Here is a 19,992-nt window from a genome sequence, read left to right as displayed (position 1 = left end):
TGGCGCACGGCGGCGGCGAGCGCCTTAGCGCAGCCAGCCCCGCTTGCGGAAGTACCACATGGGCAGCAGCGCGCTGGCTGCCATCAGGGAGATCGCGAACGGGTACCCGAACTCCCACTGGAACTCCGGCATGAACCGGAAGTTCATGCCGTAAACGCTGGCCACCAGCGTCGGCGGCAGCAGCGCCACGCTGGCGACCGAGAAGATCTTGATGATCTTGTTCTGGTTGATGTTGATGAAGCCGACGGTGGCGTCCATCAGGAAGTTGATCTTGTCGAACAGGAACGCCGTGTGGTTGTCCAGCGACTCGATGTCGCGCAGGATCTGGCGCGCTTCCTCGAACTGGTCGGACGACAGCATGCGGCTGCGCATCATGAAGCTGACCGCGCGCCGGGTGTCCATCACGTTGCGGCGGATGCGCCCGTTCAGGTCCTCCTGGCGGGCGATGGCGTTCAGCACTTCGCCGGCCAGGGTGTCGGTCACCTCGCCGGCCAGCACCTGCCGGCTGACCTTCTCGAGCTCGTCGTAGATGCCCTCGAGCGCGTCGGCCGAGTACTCGGCGTCGCCGTCGAACAGCTTGAGCATGACGTCCTTGGCGTCCTCGATCAGGCCGGGCGAGCGGCGCGCGCGCAGCCGCAGCAGCCGGAACACCGGCACGTCCTCGTCGTGGATGGAGAACAGCACGCCGCGGCTCTTCAGCGCCTCGTTCATCTGGTTCAGGATGAACGCCACCCGCACCGAGCGGGTCTCCTCGTCGTCGGCGATCAGGAAGTCGCTGCGGATGTGCAGCTCGCCGTTGTCTTCCTCGTAGAAGCGCGCCGACTCCTCGATGTCCTCGTCCATCACGTCCTCGGGGATGGACAGGCCGTAGTACTGCTTGACCCAGCGCTTTTCCTCCAGCGTGGGCGACTCCAGGTCGACCCAGATCGGCTGGAACCGGGACAGTTCCTCGAGCGACTCGATCTCTTCCTGGAACAGGCGCCCATTGGCGAGCGTGAAGACGTTGAGCATGGCCCTACTTCCGTGGATTCTGGTCGGCGTCGTGCAAGATGATTCCAACGCCGCTCACGGACAACCGGAAGCTGCTACCAGGGGCAGCTTTCCGAAGGAGCGATCTGGCGAGTTGGCAAACGCGCGGATTATGGCGCGCGGCGGTCGAGAAAGGCGAGCAGTTGTGGCTTGCGCGCATACGCATCCTGCTCGCCGAGGTCGATCAGCGCGCGCACGAAGGCCGGCTCGAACAGCAGGTAGCTGGCCAGCGCGCCGCCGCCCTTGCCGGCGCCCAGTCCGCCGAGCGCGCGGCGCACGGCCGCGGGCAGCAGGTGGAGGTGGCGCTGGGCGATCGCATCCAGCGATTGCGAGGGCTGGATGGCCAGCACGTCGGTGCTGCGGTAAGGCAGTGCGGCGGCCATCTCGGGCGGCAACTGCCGCAGCGTACGGGTCATGCGCTGGGCCTGTTCCACGTCGGCCTGCAGCGTGTCGTGGAACACGCTGGCCATGGCATGGCCGGCGATGGCGCCTAGGCCCGGCTCGCCGCCGGCGCCGTTGCCGGCCAGACCGGCGCGCTCGGGCTGGCCGACGCCCACCACCAGGATGCGCCGGGCGCCCAGGTGCATGGCCGGCGACAGCGGCGACATCTGCCGCATCGAGCCGTCGCCGAAGTACTCGCGCCGGCCGTCCACCCACAGCGGGGTGGACGGAAACAGGAACGGGATGGCGCTGGACGCCATCAGGTGCTCGATGGTCAGCGGCTGGAATTCGGCACGCCGGCCGGGCCGGTCCCAGGCGGGGCGCCGGGCGTCCGCGGCGGTGTGGCAGAAGGTCCAGTGCACGCCGCTGGTGTAGCTGGAGGCGGTGACCGCCACCGCTTCGATCGCGCCGGCGGCCAGCGAATCCTCGATGCCGGCCAGCGAGATCGCCCGGTGCAGGCTGTCCACCAGCGGCATGGTGTCGAGGATGGCGCCGGCGCGCCGGGCCCGGCCCCACAGGCGCACGGCGGTGACCAGCCGGCTGAAGCGCACCCAGGCCGGCACCTGCAGGTCATAGACGTCGGCGCTGCGCAGCCGGGCCCAGAACGCCGACAGCGCATCGAAGGCGTCCAGGCCCTGCGTGGCGGTGCTGGCGAGGTAGGCGACGTTGAGCGCCCCGGCCGAAGTGCCCACCAGCACCTGGAACGGGAAGGCAGCGGCCTGCGGCTGCAGCCGCAGCATCGACGCGATGGCCTGCAGCACCCCGGCCTGGTAGGCGGTGCGGGCCCCGCCGCCCATCAGCACCAGCGCATGCAGCGGCCGGTCCGGCCTGTCCGGGCCGGCATGGATGATGGTCCCCTGGCTCATGCGCCGCTTTCTCCCGCTCCTCGCGCTGCATGGTAGAGCAGCGCCGGCGGGCGCGCGGGCTCAGGGTCTTGGCGCGCGCGGCGGCGCAGTCCCGTCGGCAGGCTGCACGTCGCACTTGAGCACCGATGCCATGTAGGCCAGCGCGCCGGCCTTGGCTTCTTCGGTCTCGGCGGCGGTGCAGTCGGAGGGCACCCAGGTGCGGTACTGGCGCAGGAAGGCGTCGGCGGCGGTCATCTGCACGCACATGTCGGCGGCCATGCCGCAGATCACCAGTTCGCTGGTGTCCATTTCGGCCAGCAGGATCTCCAGCGGGGAGCCGTAGAAGGCCGAGTGCCGCGGCTTGAGGATGGTGATGTCGTCGGCCTGCGGGTACAGCAGGCGGGCGATCTCGGCCGGCGCCCCGTCCAGGCCCAGGCAGCTGGAGACCTGGCTGTGGAAGTCCGACTGCCACACGCCGTAGTTGTCGTTGGCATAGACGCAGGCCACGCCCTCGTCGCGCAGGCGTCGCTTCAGCGCGGCCGTCGCGCGCGCCGCGGCCACGGCGCGCGCCGCCAGTTGCCCGGCGCCGGGAAAGTCCAGCGGGGCGATGAAGTCGACCAGCAGGAGCACGCGCGGACTGCGGGGCAGTCGGGTCGCACGCACGCCGGTGTCGCGGATCCGGTGCGGCATGGCGGCGATTCTGCGGCTGGCGCCGCGGCGGGCCTGCCGTCCAACGCCGTGGCTCGGCAGCAGGACCCGTCCTACAGCCGCGGGCCGACCCGTCCGACAGACCCGATGAGGTCGCCTCCCTAGAGTGGATGCATCCCATCGGGTGGACCCGGTGGACCCCGGAGACATGCCCATGATCCAGCTAGCCAACGACCCCAACGCCAGCCGCACCGGCTGGCGCCCCGCCGGCGACGACAAGGCGATGGCGCAGCCGGCGCGGCGGGTCCGCCCCGGACACCCCTGGCCCTTCCTCAGTCCGCAGGCCCGCCGGCCGGCGGCGCCGGAAGGCGGCAAGCCCACTCCCCGCAACGACAGCGGCAGTTGAGCGTCCACACACCTCCCGCACAAGGAGCCCCGGCATGTTGACCGAATCGAAGTCCCCCAACAAGTTCACCGAGCTGCCGCGCGACAAGCCGCAGCGCGAAGGCATCGAGCACGCCAACCTGGAGCGCCGGCCCGGGGCCCAGGCGCATCCGAGCTTCGGCGGCACGGGCTGGGCCCGTTACATCGACCGCGACACGCGTTGGCGCTGGCAGTGAGCGCGCGCTGCGCGCAGCAAACAAGAGGCGGCTTGCGGGCCGCCTTTTTTGTGTCCGATTGACCCACGGCAATTGCTTTTCAGGGGGGTGGCGGGCATAGTGGTTCGCAAGCGCTTCGATCTTTTTTCCTGGGCCTGCCGGGTATCGTGGCCGGCCCTCCCACCGAGCGAACCAGGAGGCTCCAGCATGAACTTGACGATCAGCGGTCACCACCTCGAAGTCACCCCCGCCCTGCGCAACTACGTGACCACCAAGCTCGATCGCATCACCCGCCACTTCGACCAGGTGGTGGACATCAAGGTTCTCCTCACCATCGAGAAGCAAAAGGAAAAGGAACGAAGGCAGCGCGCCGAGTGCCGCATTCACGTCAAGGGCAACGACATGTTCGCCGAGAGCGCCCACGAGGACCTGTACGCGGCGCTGGACCAGCTGGTCGACAAGCTCGATCGCCAGGTCGGCCGCCACAAGACCCGCCTGCAGGCGCACCACTCCGCCGCCAAGCGCGTGATGTAGGCCGGGCGCCGAACCCGCCATACCGGACGAGGGCCCTTGCGGGCCCTTTGTTCTTGGGCCTTGCCGGAACCGTTGTTTTGGCCCGCCGCCCGCCGCTCGCGCACCGCCTCGGTGCGCCGGACACGGGGTGCATAATCGCCATCCCGACCATGAACCGCCTCGCAGCCATCCTGCCCGCCGCCCAGGTTCTCGTGGGCGTCGATGCGACCAGCAAGAAGCGTGCATTCGAGGAAGCCGGCCTTCTGTTCGAGAACCTGCACGGCCTGTCGCGCGCGCTCATCACCGACAGCCTGTTCGCCCGCGAACGCCTGGGCTCGACCGGCCTCGGCCATGGCGTGGCGATCCCGCATGGCCGCATCAAGGGCCTGAAGGCGCCGATGGCGGCGCTGTTCCAGCTGGCCCACCCGATCGGCTTCGACGCCCCCGACGAGCTGCCGGTCAGCCTGCTGATCTTCCTGCTGGTGCCCGAAGCGGCCACCCAGAAGCACCTGGAGATCCTGTCCGAGATCGCCGAGTTGCTGTCGGACGCGCCGCTGCGCGAGAGGATCAAGGCCAGCGGCACGGCCGCCGAGCTGCACGGCCTGATCGCCAACTGGCAGTCGGCCCAGCCAGCCTGATCGCGGCGGCCCGCGCGTGAAGCCCACCGTCGTCAGCGCCGATGTCCTGTTCGAGGACCATCGCGCGCAGCTCAAGTGGGAGTGGATCGCCGGGCTGGGCGCCTCCGAGCGGCGCTTCGACGAGGTGGCGGTGCGCGCCGCCCGCTCCGGCGCCGACCTGGTCGGCTACCTGAACTACATCCATCCCTACCGGGTGCAGATCCTGGGCGAGCGCGAGATCGCCTACCTCACCAACAACACCGAGGAAGACTGCGCCCGCCGCATCGCCCGCATCGTGACGCTGGAGCCGCCGGTGCTGGTGCTCACCGACGGCCAGTCGCCGCCCGAGGCGCTGCTGCAGATGTGCGAGCGCGCCCAGATCCCGATGTTCGCCACGCGCGAGGCCTCGGCCTTCGTGATCGACGTGCTGCGCGCCTACCTGTCGCGCCACTTCGCCGAGCGCACCACCATGCACGGCGTGTTCATGGACATCCTGGGCCTGGGCGTGCTGATCACCGGCGAGAGCGGGCTGGGCAAGAGCGAGCTGGGGCTGGAGCTGATCACGCGCGGCAACGGCCTGGTGGCCGACGACGCGGTCGACCTGTACCGGGTCAACCAGACCACCATCGAGGGCCGCTGCCCCGAGCTGCTGCAGAACCTGCTGGAGGTGCGCGGCATCGGCCTGCTGGACATCCGCGCCATCTTCGGCGAGACGGCGGTGCGCCGCAAGATGCGCCTGCGCCTGATCGTGCACCTGGTGCGGCGCGAGACGCTGGAGCGCGACTACGAGCGCCTGCCCTACGAGCCGCTGGTGCAGGACGTGCTGGGCGTGCCGGTGCGCAAGGCGGTGATCCAGGTGGTGGCCGGCCGCAACATCGCCGTGCTGGTGGAAGCGGCGGTGCGCAACACCATCCTGCAGCTGCGTGGCGTCGATACCTACCAGGAATTCATCGAGCGCCACCGGCGCGCGATGGAAAGGGACGGCTAGCTCCGGGGCTTGAGCCGGTGCGGGCAATCGGCCTTGGTGCAACGCGCATACAGGCTCAGCGCGTGATCCTCGATGTGGAAGCCCTTGGCCTTGGCCACCGCGTTCTGGCGCTTCTCGATCTCGGCGTCGTAGAACTCCTCGACCCGGCCGCAATCCAGGCAGACCAGGTGGTCGTGGTGCGTGCCCTCGTTGAGCTCGTAGACCGCCTTGCCGCTTTCGAAATGGCTGCGCGAGAGGATGCCGGCCTGCTCGAACTGCGTGAGCACCCGGTAGACCGTGGCCAGGCCGATGTCCGAGCGGTCCTCCAGCAGCACCCGGAACACGTCCTCGGCCGTCATGTGGCGCTGCGAACCGCGCTGGAAGACCTCCAGGATCTTCAGTCGTGGCAACGTCGCTTTCAGGCCGGTGTTTTTCAGTTCCTCGATATTCGACATGGATGGCGCGCGGCGGGGCCGCGCAGGGGCTCCCGCTACAATCATCGTTCGATCATAGCCCCTGCCCCTCGGAACCATGGCTTCGCTGCGCAATAGCCTTCTTCGCCCCAGCCTGGTGCTCGTGACCTGTGCGGCGCTGGCCGCCTGCGGCACCGTCGACGGCGTCAGCCAGCGCATCGCCGGCGCCGTCACGCCGTACAAGGTCGAGGTGGTGCAGGGCAACTTCGTGTCGAAGGAGCAGGTCGAGCTGCTCAAGCCCGGCCTGGGCCGCCAGCAGGTGCGCGAGCTGCTCGGCACGCCGCTGGTCAGCAGCCTGTTCCACGAGGACCGCTGGGACTACGTCTTCACCTTGCGGCGCCAGGGCGTGGACGAGCCGCCGCGCCGCCTGACGCTGTACTTCAAGGGCGACGCGCTGGACCGCTTCGAGGGCGACCCGATGCCCAGCGAGGCCGAGTTCGTCGCCTCGATCGGCGCCAAGCCGAAGGAAGCGCGCACCCCGGTGCTGGAAGCCAGTCCCGAGCAGTTGCAGCGCGCCGCCGGCAAGCCGGCCGCGCCGGCCCAGCCGCCGGCGGCCGCCGGGGCGGCGCCTGCCGTCTATCCCCCCCTCGAGCCCGCCGGGCGCTGAAGCCGCATGGCCACCACCGGCGCAACCCCGCACCCCGTCGCCGTGGCCGGCGCCACCGGCCGCATGGGCCAGATGCTGATCGAGGCGATCCGCGCCTCGGGCGACTGCCAGCTTGCGGGCGCCACCGACCTGCCTTCCAGCCCGGCCATCGGCAATGACGCGGCGGCCTTTCTCGGCGTCGCCAGCGGCGTGCCGGTGGTGTCGGACGTGCGCGCCGGCCTGGCGCGCGCCAGGGTCCTGATCGACTTCACCCGGCCCGAGGGCACCATGGCGCACCTGGCCGCCTGCCGCGAGCTGGGCGTGCAGGCGGTGATCGGGACCACCGGTTTTTCCGAGGCGCAGAAGCAGCAGATCGCCGAGCATGCGCGCGACATCGCGATCGTGATGGCGCCCAACATGAGCGTGGGCGTGAACGTCACGCTCAAGCTGCTGGAGATGGCCGCCAAGGCGCTGTCCACCGGCTACGACATCGAGATCATCGAGGCCCACCACCGGCACAAGGTCGACGCCCCTTCCGGCACCGCGCTGAAGATGGGCGAGGTGATCGCCGCGGCGCTGGGCCGCGACCTGAAGGACTGCGCCGTGTACGCCCGCGAAGGCGTCACCGGCGAGCGCGACCCGTCCACCATCGGCTTTTCGACCATCCGCGGCGGCGACATCGTGGGCGACCACACCGTGCTGTTCGCCGGCACCGGCGAGCGCATCGAGGTCACGCACAAGTCGTCCAGCCGCGCCACCTACGCGCAGGGCAGCCTGCGGGCGGTGCGCTTCCTGGCCGGCCGGCGCAACGGCCTGTACGACATGTTCGACGTGCTGGGCCTGAGGTAAGGCGCGCGCCGCCGGCGCGCACCTTCGGGAGGGGAGCTATGGGCATTGCGGAGCTGTTGGGCCAGACCGATGCGATCGGCCGCGCCGTCGCGCTGCTGCTGCTGCTGATGTCGGTGGCCAGCTGGGTCGTCATCCTCTGGAAAGGCTGGCTGCTGCGCCGCGCCGGCGCCGACGTGGCCCGCGCCACCGCCGCCTTCTGGCAGGCGCCGTCGCTGGCCGAGGCGCAGCAGCGCGTCAGCGCGTTCGACCGCGAGGGGCTGGTGCTGCCGCTGATCGCCTCGACCGCCGCCCAGGCGCCCGGTTCGCTGGCGGCTGCCGGCGATCGGGCGCAGCAGCTCACCCGCGGCCTGCGCGATGCGCTGCATGCGGTGGTCGACAAGCTGCAGTTCGGCCAGGTGCTGCTGGCCTCGGTGGGTTCGACCGCGCCGTTCGTCGGCCTGCTGGGCACGGTCTGGGGCATCTACCACGCGCTCACCGGGATCGCCAACGCCGGCCAGATCAGCGTCGACAAGGTCGCCGGCCCGGTGGGCGAGGCGTTGATCATGACGGCCGCCGGGCTGGCGGTCGCCATTCCAGCCGTGCTGGGCTACAACGTCTTCGGCCGCCGCATCGGCCGCATCGAGGCCGACCTGGAGGGCTTCGCGCGCGACCTGCGCGAACTGGCGGCCCAGCCGGCGCCGCAGGAGCCCTGAGATGGCCTTCGGCCGCCTCGAGCGCAGCGAAGCGCCGCGACCCATCAGCGATATCAATGTCACGCCCCTGGTCGACGTGATGCTGGTGCTGGTGGTCATCCTGATCATCACCGCGCCGCTGATGGCCAGCTCGCTGCGGTTGGACCTGCCGCAGGCCGAGGCCGCGCAGCCCACCGATGCGCCGCGCTTCGTCACGGTGGGCATCGCCCCGCAGGGCCACCTGTTCCTGGACGACAAGCCGGTCAGCGCCGAGCAACTCGCCCAGGGCCTGGCCCGGGCCGCCGGCCGCAGCCGCGACACCGAGGTGCAGCTGCGGGCCGACCGCACCGTGCCGTACGGCACGGTGGTGGAGGTGATGGGCGCGGCCCAGAAGGCCGGCCTGAACCGCATCGGCTTCGTCGCCGAGCCGCGCTGAGGCTGAGCCCCGCCACCTAGAATTCCGCGCTATGCAAGACAAGTACAACCATCGCGAAGTCGAACAGACAGCGCAGGCGCACTGGACCGCGCGCGACGCCTACCGCGTGGTCGAGGACGCGCGCAAGAAGAAGTTCTACGCCTGCTCGATGCTGCCCTACCCCAGCGGCAAGCTGCACATGGGGCACGTGCGCAACTACACGATCAACGACATGTTGACCCGGTACCTGCGCATGAACGGCTACAACGTGCTCATGCCCATGGGCTGGGACGCCTTCGGCCTGCCGGCCGAGAACGCGGCGCTGAAGAACGGGGTGCCGCCGGCCAAGTGGACCTACGAGAACATCGCCTACATGAAGGGCCAGATGCAGGCCATGGGACTGGCGATCGACTGGTCGCGCGAGGTCGCCACCTGCGACCCGTCCTACTACAAGTGGAACCAGTGGCTGTTCCTGAAGATGCTGGAAAAGGGCATCGCCTACCGCAAGACGCAGGTGGTGAACTGGGACCCGGTCGACCAGACCGTGCTGGCCAACGAGCAGGTGATCGACGGCAAGGGCTGGCGCACCGGCGCGGTGGTGGAAAAGCGCGAGATTCCCGGCTACTACCTGAAAATCACCGACTACGCCGCCGAGCTGCTGGACCACGTGCAGCACAAGCTGCCGGGCTGGCCCGAGCGCGTCAAGCTGATGCAGGAGAACTGGATCGGGAAGAGCGAAGGCGTGCGCTTTGCCTTCCCACACGACATCCGCGGCGACGACGGCCAGCTGATCGGCGACGGCCGCATGTACGTGTTCACCACGCGCGCCGACACCATCATGGGCGTGACCTTCTGCGCGGTGGCGCCCGAGCATCCGCTGGCGGCGCACGCCGCCCGCGGCAACCCCAAGCTGGCCGCCTTCATCGAGGACTGCAAGAAGGGCGGCACCACCGAGGCCGAGCTGGCCCTGCGGGACAAGGAAGGCATGCCCACCGGGCTGCAGGTCACGCACCCGCTCACCGGCAATCCGGTCGACGTGTGGGTGGGCAACTATGTGCTGATGGGCTACGGCGACGGCGCCGTGATGGGCGTGCCCGGCCATGACGAGCGCGACTTCGCCTTCGCCCTGAAGTACGGCCTGCCGATCCTGCAGGTGGTGCATGTCGACGGCGAGACCTACGACTACCACCGCTGGCAGGACTGGTACGCCGACAAGGCGCAGGGCGTGACGGTCAACTCCGACAACTTCAGCGGCTACGGCTACCAGCAGGCGGTCGATGCGGTGGCGCACGCGCTGCAGCAGCAGGGGCTGGGCGAGAAGAAGACCACCTGGCGCCTGCGCGACTGGGGCGTCAGCCGCCAGCGCTACTGGGGCACGCCCATCCCCATCATCCACTGCGACGAGCACGGCGCGGTGCCGGTGCCCGAGCAGGACCTGCCGGTGGTGCTGCCGCAGGACTGCGTGCCCGACGGCAGCGGCAACCCGCTGAACAAGCGCGAGGACTTCCTGCGCTGCCAGTGCCCGGTGTGCGGCAAGCCGGCGCGGCGCGAGACCGACACCATGGACACCTTCGTGGACTCGTCCTGGTACTTCATGCGCTACTGCGACCCGACCAACGACCAGGCGATGGTGGCCGGCGGCACGCAGTACTGGATGCCGATGGACCAGTACATCGGCGGCATCGAGCACGCCATCCTGCACCTGCTGTATGCGCGGTTCTGGACCAAGGTGATGCGCGACCTCGGGCTGGTGAAGATCGACGAGCCGTTCACCAAGCTGCTGACCCAGGGCATGGTGCTCAACGAGGCCTTCTCGCGCACCGTCACCGGCAAGCAGTACTTCTGGGCGCACGACCTGGACATCGTGCGCGACGAGCACAACAAGGTCGTCTCGGCCACCTCGAAGGCCGACGGCCAGCCGGTGACCTACGAGGGCTGGACGACGATGTCCAAGTCCAAGAACAACGGCGTCGACCCGCAGGACCTGATCGAGAAGTACGGCGCCGACACCGCTCGCCTGTACACCATGTTCACCGCGCCACCGGAAGCGACGCTGGAATGGAACGATGCGGCACTGGAAGGCAGCCACCGCTTCCTGCGCCGGGTCTGGCAGTTCGGCCACAAGCTGCACGCGGCCGGCGCCGTTGCCGGCCACCTGAAGGAGCTGGGTGCCGCCGCCGGGTTCGGCAAGGCGGCCCGGGCGCTGCGGCACGAGGTGCACACCGTGCTCAAGCAGGTGGACTACGACTACGTCCGCATGCAATACAACACCGTGGTGTCGGGCGCGATGAAGATCCTCAACGCGCTGGAGGATTTCCGTGCCACGGCCGAGCCGGGCGCCGGCGCGGTCCAGGCCGAGGGCTTCGGCATCCTGCTGCGCGTGCTGTACCCGGCCACGCCGCATTTGACCCATGGCCTGTGGGAGGCCCTGGGCTACACCGCGCTGCACGGCGACCTGCTGGACGCGCCCTGGCCGCGCGTGGACGAGCAGGCGCTGCAGCAGGACGAGGTCGAACTGGTGCTGCAGGTCAATGGCAAGCACCGCGGCTCGCTGTCGGTGCCGGCCGGCGCCGGCAAGGACGAGATCGAGCGGCTGGCGCTGGCCAGCGAGGCGTTCGCCAAGTTCGGCGCCGGCGCCACCCCGAAGAAGGTGGTGGTGGTGCCCGGCCGCCTGGTCAACGTGGTGGTCTGATGCAGCGCCGCCTGTTGCTGGCTGCCGGGGTGCTGGGCCTGTCAGGGTGCGGCTTCCGCCTGCGCGAGGCGCCCGATTTCGCATTCGACTCCATCGCCATCCCGGGGTCGACCTCCGGCGTGGCCGCCCAGCTGCGCCGCACCCTGTCCGGCAGCGGCGGCGTGCGGGTGCTGGCGGCGGGCGAGGCGCCCAGCCAGGCCCAGGTGGTGCTCGACATCCTGGCCGAGCAACGCGAGAAGGTGGTGGTGGGCCTGAACGCCACCGGCCAGGTGCGCGAGTTCCAGTTGCGCACCCGGTTCAAGTTCCGCCTGCGCACGCCGCAGGGCCGCGAGCTGATCCCCGACACCGAGCTGGTGCAGGAGCGCGACGTCAGCTTCAACGAGTCTGCGGTGCTGGCCAAGGAGGCCGAGGAAGGCCTGCTGTACCGCGACATGCAGAACGATTTGGTGCAGCAGCTGATGCGGCGGCTGGCCGCGGTCAAGAGCCTGTAGCCCACGGCCGCCTGCCGTCCCTGCGACAGGCCCGCGCAGACGCGGCCTTCTCCGACGCCGGCGCCGCCGCCCGCCGCCTACAGTGGCTCAGCGAGGCTTTGGGCCCCAGGGAGAGCCGCGATGGACAGCCAGCCAGCACCCGGCAGCGGCGACTACGTCGCCCTCGAGGCGCGGTACGGTGCGCGCAACTACCAGCCGCTGCCGGTGGTGGTGCACCGGGCGCTGGACTGCCTGGTGTGGGACGTGGAAGGGCGCGAGTACATCGACATGATGGGTGCGTACTCGGCGGTCAGCCATGGCCACCTGCACCCGCGGCTGGTGGCCGCTGCCCGTCGCCAGCTTGAGCGGGTCGCCGTCACCTCGCGTGCCTACTACGGCGACACGCTCGGCCCGTTCCTGGCGCGGCTGTGCTCGCTGGCCGGCTTCGACCGCGCCTTGCCGATGAACACCGGCGCCGAGGCGGTGGAAACCGCCATCAAGTGCGCCCGACGCTGGGGCTATCGCGTCAAGGGCATCCCCGACGGGCAGGCCGAAATCCTGGTGGCGCGCGGCAACTTCCACGGCCGCACCAGCACCATCGTCGGCTTCTCCAGCGAGCCGGAGTACAAGGCCGGCTTCGGCCCCTTCGCGCCCGGCTTTCGCGCCTTCGATTTCGGTGACATGGCCAGCCTGCGGGCCGCCGCGGGCCCGCACACCTGCGCCGTGCTGATCGAGACCATCCAGGGCGAAGCCGGGGTGATCCTGCCGCCGCCCGGATTCTTCCGCGAGCTGCGCGACTGGTGCACGCGAGAGCGCGTGCTGCTGATCGCCGACGAGGTGCAGGCGGGGCTGGGCCGCACCGGGCGCTGGTTCGCCTTCGAGCACGAGGGCATCCGGCCCGACGCGCTGGTGCTGGGCAAGGCGCTGGGCGGCGGCCTGCTGCCGGTCAGCGCCTTCCTGGCCGACGCCGCGGTGATGGACGTGTTCGACCCGGGCAGCCATGGCTCCACCTTCGGCGGCAATGCGCTGGCGGCGGCGGTCGCGCTGGAGGGCCTGTGCGTGCTGCACGAGGAACGGCTGGTCGAGCGCGCCGCCGAACGGGGCCCGTACCTGCTGGAGCGGCTGCACGAGGTGCAGGGCGCCGCCCGGCCGCTGATCCGCGCGGTGCGCGGGCGCGGGCTGTGGGCCGGCGTGGACATTGACCCGGCCCACGGCTCGGCGCGCCGCCTGGTCGAGCAGCTGGCGCGGCGCGGCGTGCTGTCCAAGGAGACGCACGAGACCGTGAACCGCTTCGCGCCGCCGCTGACCATCACGCCGGCGCTGATCGACAGGGCGGTCGGCGTGTTCCGGGACGTCGCGCTGGCGGCGGTGCGGACGGCCAGCCACAGCGCCTAAACTTGCATCGATGCAAGTTGCCGCCGCCCAGCTCGCCGCCCACCTGGGCAAGGGGCTCAAGCCCCTGTACACGCTGCACGGCGACGAGCCGCTGCTGGTGCAGGAAGCGGCCGACGCGATCCGCGAGGCGGCGCGCGCCCAGGGCTATGCCGAGCGCAGCGTCCACACCGTGGCCGGCGCCCATTTCGACTGGAGCAGCGTGCTGGCCGCCGGTGGTTCGCTCAGCCTGTTCGCCGAGCGGCAGATCCTGGAAGTGCGCATTCCCTCCGGCAAGCCGGGCAAGGACGGCAGCGCGGCCCTGCAGCAACTGGCCGAGGCCGCGCCCGGCAACGACAGCACCCTGACGCTGGTGCTGCTGCCCCGGCTGGACCGCCTGACGCGCAACGGCGCCTGGTTCGCCGCGCTCGACAGCCACGGCGTCACGGTGCAGCTCGATCCGGTCGAGCGCGCCGCGCTGCCGCCCTGGATCGCCCAGCGGCTGGCGCGCCAGGGCCAGCGGGTGGCCGCCGGCGAAGAGGGCCAGCGCACGCTGCAGTTCTTCGCCGACCGGGTGGAGGGCAACCTGCTGGCGGCGCACCAGGAAATCCAGAAGCTGGGCCTGCTGTACCCGGCCGGCGAGCTGGGGTTCGAGCAGGTCGAGGCGGCGGTGCTGAACGTGGCGCGCTACGACGTGTTCAAGCTGTCCGAGGCGGTGCTGGCCGGCCAGATGGCGCGCGTGCAGCGCATGCTGGACGGCTTGCAGGCCGAGGGCGAGGCCGAGGTGCTGGTGCACTACACGCTGGCCGAGGACATCCGCGCGCTCAAGCGGGTCAAGGACGCCATCGCCGCCGGCCGGCCGCTGCCGCTGGCGCTGCGCGAGCAGCGGGTCTGGGGGCTGAAGGAGCGGCTGTTCGAGCGGGTGCTGCCGCGCCTGCCCGCCGTGACGCTGGACAACCTGCTGCAGGCCGCCCACGTGGTGGACGGCATCGTCAAGGGCCTGAAGGCGCCGGGCTGGCCGGCCGATGGCTGGCAGGCGCTGCACCGGCTGGCCGGCGAGCTGTGCCGGGCCTGCGCACCGGCGGCGTCCCCGCGCAGCCGCGCCTGAGCCCTCGCGGCGGCGCCCCCTGCGACGCAGGGGGGATAATTCGGGCCCATGAATGCGCTGAACGTCGCCGAATACATGCAGACGCTGGGCCTGCAGGCCCGGCAGGCCAGCACCCGCATGTCGGCGGCATCGGCGGCAGCCCGCAATGCGGCCCTGCGCGCGCTGGCGCGCAGGCTGCGGGGGGCGGTCGACGCCCTGGCGATCGACAACCGCAAGGACATCGAGCGGGCCGAGGCGGGCGGCCTGGCCGCCCCCATGGTGGACCGGCTCAAGCTCACGCCGAAGATCGTCGAGACGCTGGCCGAAGGCTGCGAGCAGCTGGCCGCGATGTCCGACATCATCGGCGAGGTCAGCGGCCTGGCCGAGCAGCCCAGCGGCATCCGGGTCGGCCGCATGCGGGTGCCGATCGGCGTGTTCGGCATGGTGTTCGAAAGCCGCCCCAACGTGACGGTGGAGGCGGCCAGCCTGTCGATCAAGAGCGGCAACGCCTGCATCCTGCGCGGCGGCTCGGAGGCGATCGAGTCCAACAAGGCGCTGGCGCGGTTGGTGCGCGAGGCGCTGGCCGAAGCCGGCCTGCCCGAGGACGCGGTGCAGCTGGTGCAGACCACCGACCGCGAGGCGGTCGGCCAGCTGATCGCCATGCCGCAGTACGTGGACGTGATCATCCCGCGCGGCGGCAAGGGCCTGATCGAGCGCATCAGCCGCGACGCCAAGGTGCCGGTGATCAAGCACCTGGACGGCAACTGCCACACCTACGTCGACGATCCCTGCGACCTCGAGATGGCGGTGAAGCTGGTGGACAACGCCAAGACCCAGAAGTACAGCCCCTGCAACGCCAGCGAGGGGCTGCTGGTGGCGCGCGGGGTGGCCGCCGGATTCCTGCCGAAGATCGGTGCGGTGCTCGCGGCCAAGGGCGTGGAGATGCGCTGCGACGGCGAGGCCCGGGCCATCCTGGCGGCCGCCGCGCCGGGCGAGCTGCTCAAGGACGCGACCGAGCAGGACTGGTCCGAGGAGTACCTGGCGCCCATCATCAGCGTCAAGGTGGTGGCCGGACTGGACGAGGCGATCGCCCACATCAACCGCTACGGCAGCCACCACACCGACGCCATCGTCACGCGCGACCACGTGCATGCGCAGCGCTTCCTGCGCGAGGTCGATTCGGCCAGCGTGATGGTCAATGCGAGCACCCGCTTCGCCGACGGCTTCGAGTACGGCCTGGGCGCGGAGATCGGCATCAGCACCGACAAGTTCCATGCCCGTGGTCCGGTCGGCATCGAAGGGCTCACCTCCCTGAAATGGGTCGTGCTGGGCCAGGGCGAAGTCCGCACCTGAGGGTGGCCGCGCCGCCACGGCCGAGCTGCCCTTGCAAGCCGTTGCGACGGCCTCAAATCCCTAGAATCCTGTCGAATATTTCCGTCGCCCGCCGGCGGCAAGCCCCATGGTCCCCCACCTCATCACCGCCCTGACCGGCCCGATCAACGAGCTCGAGCAGCGCGTCCTGGAGTCGACGCCCGCCATCGAGCGCTGGTTCCGGCTCGAGTGGATGGAGCACACGCCGCCGTTCTACACCTCGGTGGACCTGCGCAACGCCGGCTTCAAGCTGGCGCCGGTGGACACCAACCTGTTTCCCGGCGGCTGGAACAACCTGACGCCCGAGATGCTGCCGCTGGCGGTGCAGGCGGCAATGGCGGCGATCGAGAAGATCTGCCCGGAAGCCAGGAACCTGCTGGTGATCCCGGAGAACCACTCGCGCAACAGCTTCTACCTGGCCAACGTGCTTCAGTTGAAGCGCATCTTCCACATGGCCGGGCTGAACGTGCGCATCGGCTCGATCAACCCGGACATCAAGGAGCCGACCACGGTGCGCCTGCCCACCGGCGAGTCGATCCTGCTGGAGCCGGTGGTGCGCAGCAAGCGGCGCCTGGGGCTGAAGGACTTCGACCCCTGCACCATCCTGCTCAACAACGACCTCTCGGCCGGCGCGCCCGGCATCCTGGAGGACCTGCACGAGCAGTACCTGCTGCCGCCGCTGCACGCCGGCTGGTCGGTGCGGCGCAAGAGCCGGCATTTCCAGAGCTACGAGGAGGTGGCCAAGCGCTTCGGCAAGATGCTGGGCATCGACCCCTGGCTGGTGAACCCGATGTTCAACCGCTGCGGCGAGATCAATTTCGCCGAAGGCACGGGCATGGACTGCCTGACCACCAACGTCGACGCGCTGCTGACCCGCATCCGCCGCAAGTACAAGGAATACGGCATCAACGAGAAGCCGTTCGTGGTGGTCAAGGCCGACAACGGGACCTACGGCATGGGCATCATGACCGTGCGGGACGTCAAGGACCTGGAACAGCTCAACCGGCGCACCAAGAACAAGATGGGCGTCATCAAGGATGGCCAGCCGATCAAGGACGTGATCATCCAGGAGGGCGTGCAGACCTACGAGCGCATCCAGGACGCGGTGGCCGAGCCCGTCGTCTACCTGATGGACCGCTACGTGGTCGGCGGCTTCTACCGCGTGCACCCCGAGCGCGGCATCGACGAGAACCTGAACGCACCCGGGGCCGGCTTCGTACCCCTGGCGTTCGCCGAAAGCACGCGCTTGCCGCAACTGGGGGAAAAGCCCGGCGCCAGCGCACCCAACCGCTTCTACATGTACGGGGTGATCGGCCGGCTGGCGATGCTGGCCGCCAGCTACGAACTGGAAGCCACCGACCCCGAGGCGGAGACCTACGACTGACGGGGCGGCGCGAGTTGTTGCGCTGCAACATGGCCGCTGCGCAAGCCGGGGCGCGGGCGCACAATAGCGGGCTTTTCGACTAACGGAACCCCGCGCCTTTGCCGGCGCCAAGACGGGGGCCTTCGTGCCAAGCACCAAATCCTCGCTAGCGGCGCTGACCCTGGGCGCCATCGGCATCGTTTATGGCGACATCGGCACCAGCGTGCTGTATGCGCTCAAGGTGGTGTTCAACTCCGGCCTGGTCGCGCTCACCCCGGACAACGTCTACGGCATCCTGTCGCTGGTCTTCTGGACCGTGACGATCGTCGTCTCGGTCAAGTACGTCGGCCTGATCCTGCGCGCCGACAACAACGGCGAAGGCGGCCTGATCGCCATGCTGGCGCTGGCCACCACCGCGATGAACGAGCGCCCGCGGCTGCGCGGCGCGCTGCTGGTGGTCGGCATCTTCGGCACCGCCATCTTCTACGGCGACGGCGTGATCACCCCGGCGATCTCGGTGCTGTCGGCGGTGGAGGGCGTGGAGCTGCTGTCGCCGGCCCTCACGCCCTACGTGGTGCCGGCGGCGCTGGTGATCATCTTCATCCTGTTCTGGCTGCAGAAGAGCGGCACCGGCGGCATCGGCCGGCTGTTCGGGCCGGTCTGCACGGTGTGGTTCCTGTCGATCGCGGCGCTGGGCATCCCGCACATCGCCGCCCATCCGGAGGTGCTGGGCGCGGTCAGCCCGCACCATGCGCTACGCTTCGTGCTGCAGCAGCCCGGCACCAGCTTCGTGCTGCTCGGCGCGCTGGTGCTGGCCGTCACCGGCACCGAGGCGCTGTACGCCGACATGGGGCACTTCGGCAAGAAGCCGATCCGGCTGGCCTGGTTCGGGCTGGTGATGCCGGCGTTGGTGCTGAACTATTTCGGCCAGGGTGCGCTGCTGCTGTACACGCCGGGCGCGGTCGACAACCCGTTCTACAAGCTGGCCCCGTCGTGGGCACTGGTGCCGCTGGTGCTGCTGGCCACCGCCGCCACGGTGATCGCCTCGCAGGCGCTGCTGTCGGCGGCGTTCTCGGTGACCAAGCAGGCGATCCAGCTGGGCTACCTGCCGCGCATGGAGATCCGGCACACCTCGGTGCGCGAGACCGGCCAGATCTACATCCCGGTGGTGAACTGGACGCTGTTCGGGGCGATCGTGCTGGCGGTCGGGCTCTTTCGCAACTCCACCAACCTGGCCTTCGCCTACGGCATCGCGGTGACCACCGACATGCTGATCACCACGGTGCTGACCTTCTTCGTGATCCGCTACGCCTGGGGCTACCCGCTGGCGCTGTGCATCGCGGCGACCTCGCTGTTCTTCGCGGTGGACCTGATGTTCTTCTCGTCCAACCTGCTCAAGCTGCTGCACGGCGGCTGGTTCCCGGTGCTGATCGGCGCGCTGATGTTCACGCTGATGATGACCTGGAAGGAGGGCCGGGCGCTGATGAACGAGAAGCTGCGGGCCGACGCGATCGACCTGCCCAGCTTCCTGGAGGCGGTGTTCGTCAGTCCGCCGACGCGGGTCGAGGGCACCGCGGTGTTCATGACCGCCGAGCCGGGCACCGTGCCCAACGCGCTGCTGCACAACCTCAAGCACAACAAGGTGCTGCACGAACAGAACCTGTTCGTCACCGTGCGCAGCCACGAGGTGCCGTGGATCGGCATGGGCAAGCGGCTGGAGGTCGAGCCGCTGGGCCGCAACTGCTGGCAGGTGGTGATCCACTACGGCTTCAAGAACGACTACGACGTGCCGCGCGCGCTGGAGCAGATGCGCGGGCGCGGCTGCGAACTGCAGCCGATGACCACCAGCTACTTCCTCTCGCGCGACCTGGTGGTGCCCACCATGGGCGGCGGCATGGCGCCCTGGCGCGAGAAGCTGTTCGCCCAGATGCACCACAACGCCGGCGCGGCGGCCGAGTTCCTGAACCTGCCGAGCAACGCGGTGGTGGAGCTCGGCGCCAAGGTCGAGATCTGACGGCACCAACGCAACAAGGGGCACCGTGGCGCCCCTTGTTGCATGGCGCCGCCGCCGCTCAGGTGGCCGGCTTGTCGCTCTGGACCTTCAGGTTCTCCTTCAGCTCGGGCGCCATCGGGAAGCCCAGGTTCGCGTTCCGCGGCGGGATCGGCGAGGTGAACCACTTGGCGTACAGCTTCTCGAAGGTGCCGTCCTTCATCATGCCGCCGATCACGCGGTTGACGAGCGCGTGGAACTGCGGGTCGTCCTTGCGCAGCATGCAGGCGTACGGCTCCACCTGCAGCGCCTCGCCGACCACGTCCCAGTCGGCCGGGTTGCGGTCGCTGGCCTTGAGCCCGTACAGCAGGATGTCGTCCATGCCGAAGGCGACGGCGCGGCCGGATTCCACCAGCAGTTTGGATTCGCCGTGGTCCTTGGCGGCGACGATGTTCATGTTCAGGTTCTTGTCGGCGTTGTACTTGCGCATGACCTGGAAATTGGTGGTGCCGGTGGTGGTGGCCACGGTCTTGCCGGCCAGGTCGGACCAGTTCTTGATGCCGCTGTCCTTCTTCACCAGCAGGCGCGTGCCGGTGTAGAAGTGGTTGATGGCGAACTGCACGTCCTTGCCGCGGGCGCTGTTGTTGGTGGTCGAGCCGCACTCCAGGTCCACCGTGCCGTTGGTCAGCAGCGGGATGCGGTTGGCGGAGGTCACGGCCTGCCAGCGCACCTCGAGGTTGGGCTTGTTGGTGACCTTGCCGACCTCGGCGGCGATGGCCTCGGAGATTTCCACCATCATGCCCACCGGCTTCTCGGGGCCGGCCAGGTAGCTGAAAGGCACGGAGGCCTCGCGATAGGCGAGCGTGATCCGATTGCTGTCGGCCACCTTCTTGAGCGTGTCGGCGGCCGCGCCCGTGGCCCCCAGGGCCAGCGCCAGGGGAATCAGGAACATCTTCTTCATGCGAACTCCTGTCGTATCGGGGTCGCAGCCCATC

The 19,992-nt window shown here is 69.7% G+C and carries 21 protein-coding genes; 16 read left to right on the top strand and 5 right to left on the bottom strand.

Annotation, left to right across the window (positions count from 1 at the left end):
* Positions 1–24: 24 nt before the first annotated feature.
* The 3 genes from corA to PE066_RS10370 form a co-directional block, all read right to left on the bottom strand.
* Positions 25–1,011: a magnesium/cobalt transporter CorA gene (corA, locus tag PE066_RS10380; RefSeq protein ID WP_271236459.1), complete on the bottom strand. Its 987-nt coding sequence runs from the start codon at positions 1,009–1,011 to the stop codon at positions 25–27.
* Positions 1,012–1,139: 128 nt separating this feature from the next.
* Complete coding sequence (locus PE066_RS10375) at positions 1,140–2,336, bottom strand: patatin-like phospholipase family protein (protein ID WP_271236458.1); 1,197 nt, start codon at positions 2,334–2,336, stop codon at positions 1,140–1,142.
* Positions 2,337–2,396: 60 nt separating this feature from the next.
* Positions 2,397–3,005, bottom strand: coding sequence for a cysteine hydrolase family protein (locus tag PE066_RS10370; protein ID WP_271236457.1), 609 nt, complete (start codon positions 3,003–3,005; stop codon positions 2,397–2,399).
* Between the two features lie 124 nt (positions 3,006–3,129).
* On the opposite strand from PE066_RS10370, the gene PE066_RS10365 reads away from it, so the two are divergent.
* From PE066_RS10365 to hprK, 5 genes are all read left to right on the top strand, one after another.
* Positions 3,130–3,369 (top strand): hypothetical protein, encoded by a 240-nt coding sequence (locus PE066_RS10365; RefSeq protein ID WP_271236456.1) that lies wholly within the window; start codon positions 3,130–3,132, stop codon positions 3,367–3,369.
* A 34-nt stretch (positions 3,370–3,403) separates the two neighbouring features.
* Entirely contained in the window at positions 3,404–3,583 is a 180-nt protein-coding gene (locus PE066_RS10360; protein WP_271236455.1) for a hypothetical protein, read from the top strand.
* Between the two features lie 186 nt (positions 3,584–3,769).
* Positions 3,770–4,096: a ribosome hibernation-promoting factor, HPF/YfiA family gene (gene hpf / locus PE066_RS10355; RefSeq protein WP_271236454.1), complete on the top strand. Its 327-nt coding sequence runs from the start codon at positions 3,770–3,772 to the stop codon at positions 4,094–4,096.
* 149 nt (positions 4,097–4,245) lie between these two features.
* On the top strand, positions 4,246–4,713 hold the full coding sequence (locus tag PE066_RS10350; protein WP_271236453.1) for a PTS sugar transporter subunit IIA: 468 nt from the start codon (positions 4,246–4,248) through the stop codon (positions 4,711–4,713).
* 16 nt (positions 4,714–4,729) lie between these two features.
* Positions 4,730–5,680, top strand: coding sequence for an HPr(Ser) kinase/phosphatase (gene hprK / locus PE066_RS10345; RefSeq protein ID WP_271236452.1), 951 nt, complete (start codon positions 4,730–4,732; stop codon positions 5,678–5,680).
* Here the strand turns inward: hprK and fur are convergent.
* Positions 5,677–6,114, bottom strand: coding sequence for a ferric iron uptake transcriptional regulator (gene fur, locus PE066_RS10340; protein ID WP_271236451.1), 438 nt, complete (start codon positions 6,112–6,114; stop codon positions 5,677–5,679). The two genes, hprK and fur, sit on opposite strands and share 4 nt — an antisense overlap.
* 76 nt (positions 6,115–6,190) lie before the next feature.
* Between fur and PE066_RS10335 the strand changes: the two genes are divergently transcribed.
* From PE066_RS10335 to PE066_RS10285, 11 genes are all read left to right on the top strand, one after another.
* Entirely contained in the window at positions 6,191–6,739 is a 549-nt protein-coding gene (locus tag PE066_RS10335; protein WP_271236450.1) for an outer membrane protein assembly factor BamE, read from the top strand.
* A gap of 6 nt (positions 6,740–6,745) precedes the next feature.
* Positions 6,746–7,567, top strand: a complete 822-nt coding sequence (gene dapB / locus PE066_RS10330; protein ID WP_271236449.1) for a 4-hydroxy-tetrahydrodipicolinate reductase — start codon at positions 6,746–6,748, stop codon at positions 7,565–7,567.
* A gap of 38 nt (positions 7,568–7,605) precedes the next feature.
* A complete protein-coding gene (locus PE066_RS10325; RefSeq protein WP_271236448.1) occupies positions 7,606–8,259 on the top strand; it encodes a MotA/TolQ/ExbB proton channel family protein in 654 nt (217 codons plus the stop codon).
* A gap of 1 nt (position 8,260) precedes the next feature.
* The gene (locus PE066_RS10320) at positions 8,261–8,674 is read left to right on the top strand and encodes an ExbD/TolR family protein (RefSeq protein ID WP_271236447.1); all 414 of its coding nucleotides are present in this window, start codon (positions 8,261–8,263) and stop codon (positions 8,672–8,674) included.
* A gap of 31 nt (positions 8,675–8,705) precedes the next feature.
* Positions 8,706–11,345, top strand: a complete 2,640-nt coding sequence (leuS, locus tag PE066_RS10315) for a leucine--tRNA ligase (RefSeq protein WP_271236446.1) — start codon at positions 8,706–8,708, stop codon at positions 11,343–11,345.
* Complete coding sequence (locus tag PE066_RS10310) at positions 11,345–11,836, top strand: LPS-assembly lipoprotein LptE (protein ID WP_271236445.1); 492 nt, start codon at positions 11,345–11,347, stop codon at positions 11,834–11,836. The genes leuS and PE066_RS10310 overlap by 1 nt, the downstream gene beginning before the upstream one ends.
* A gap of 120 nt (positions 11,837–11,956) precedes the next feature.
* Positions 11,957–13,210 (top strand): ornithine--oxo-acid transaminase, encoded by a 1,254-nt coding sequence (gene rocD, locus PE066_RS10305; RefSeq protein WP_271236444.1) that lies wholly within the window; start codon positions 11,957–11,959, stop codon positions 13,208–13,210.
* A 10-nt stretch (positions 13,211–13,220) separates the two neighbouring features.
* On the top strand, positions 13,221–14,294 hold the full coding sequence (gene holA, locus PE066_RS10300) for a DNA polymerase III subunit delta (protein WP_271236443.1): 1,074 nt from the start codon (positions 13,221–13,223) through the stop codon (positions 14,292–14,294).
* 48 nt (positions 14,295–14,342) lie between these two features.
* On the top strand, positions 14,343–15,626 hold the full coding sequence (locus tag PE066_RS10295; protein WP_271236442.1) for a glutamate-5-semialdehyde dehydrogenase: 1,284 nt from the start codon (positions 14,343–14,345) through the stop codon (positions 15,624–15,626).
* A gap of 106 nt (positions 15,627–15,732) precedes the next feature.
* Entirely contained in the window at positions 15,733–17,028 is a 1,296-nt protein-coding gene (gshA, locus tag PE066_RS10290; RefSeq protein ID WP_271236441.1) for a glutamate--cysteine ligase, read from the top strand.
* 124 nt (positions 17,029–17,152) lie between these two features.
* A complete protein-coding gene (locus PE066_RS10285) occupies positions 17,153–19,021 on the top strand; it encodes a potassium transporter Kup (protein WP_271236440.1) in 1,869 nt (622 codons plus the stop codon).
* Positions 19,022–19,079: 58 nt separating this feature from the next.
* Here the strand turns inward: PE066_RS10285 and PE066_RS10280 are convergent, their stop codons facing one another.
* Positions 19,080–19,958 carry a transporter substrate-binding domain-containing protein gene (locus tag PE066_RS10280; RefSeq protein ID WP_271236439.1) on the bottom strand — a complete coding sequence of 293 codons (879 nt, stop codon included), beginning with the start codon at positions 19,956–19,958 and terminating at the stop codon, positions 19,080–19,082.
* Positions 19,959–19,992: the final 34 nt, after the last annotated feature.

The organism is Ramlibacter tataouinensis (genome assembly GCF_027941915.1).
GTDB lineage: Bacteria > Pseudomonadota > Gammaproteobacteria > Burkholderiales > Burkholderiaceae_C > Ramlibacter > Ramlibacter tataouinensis_C.
This window is presented reverse-complemented; position numbering and strand designations above follow the sequence as displayed.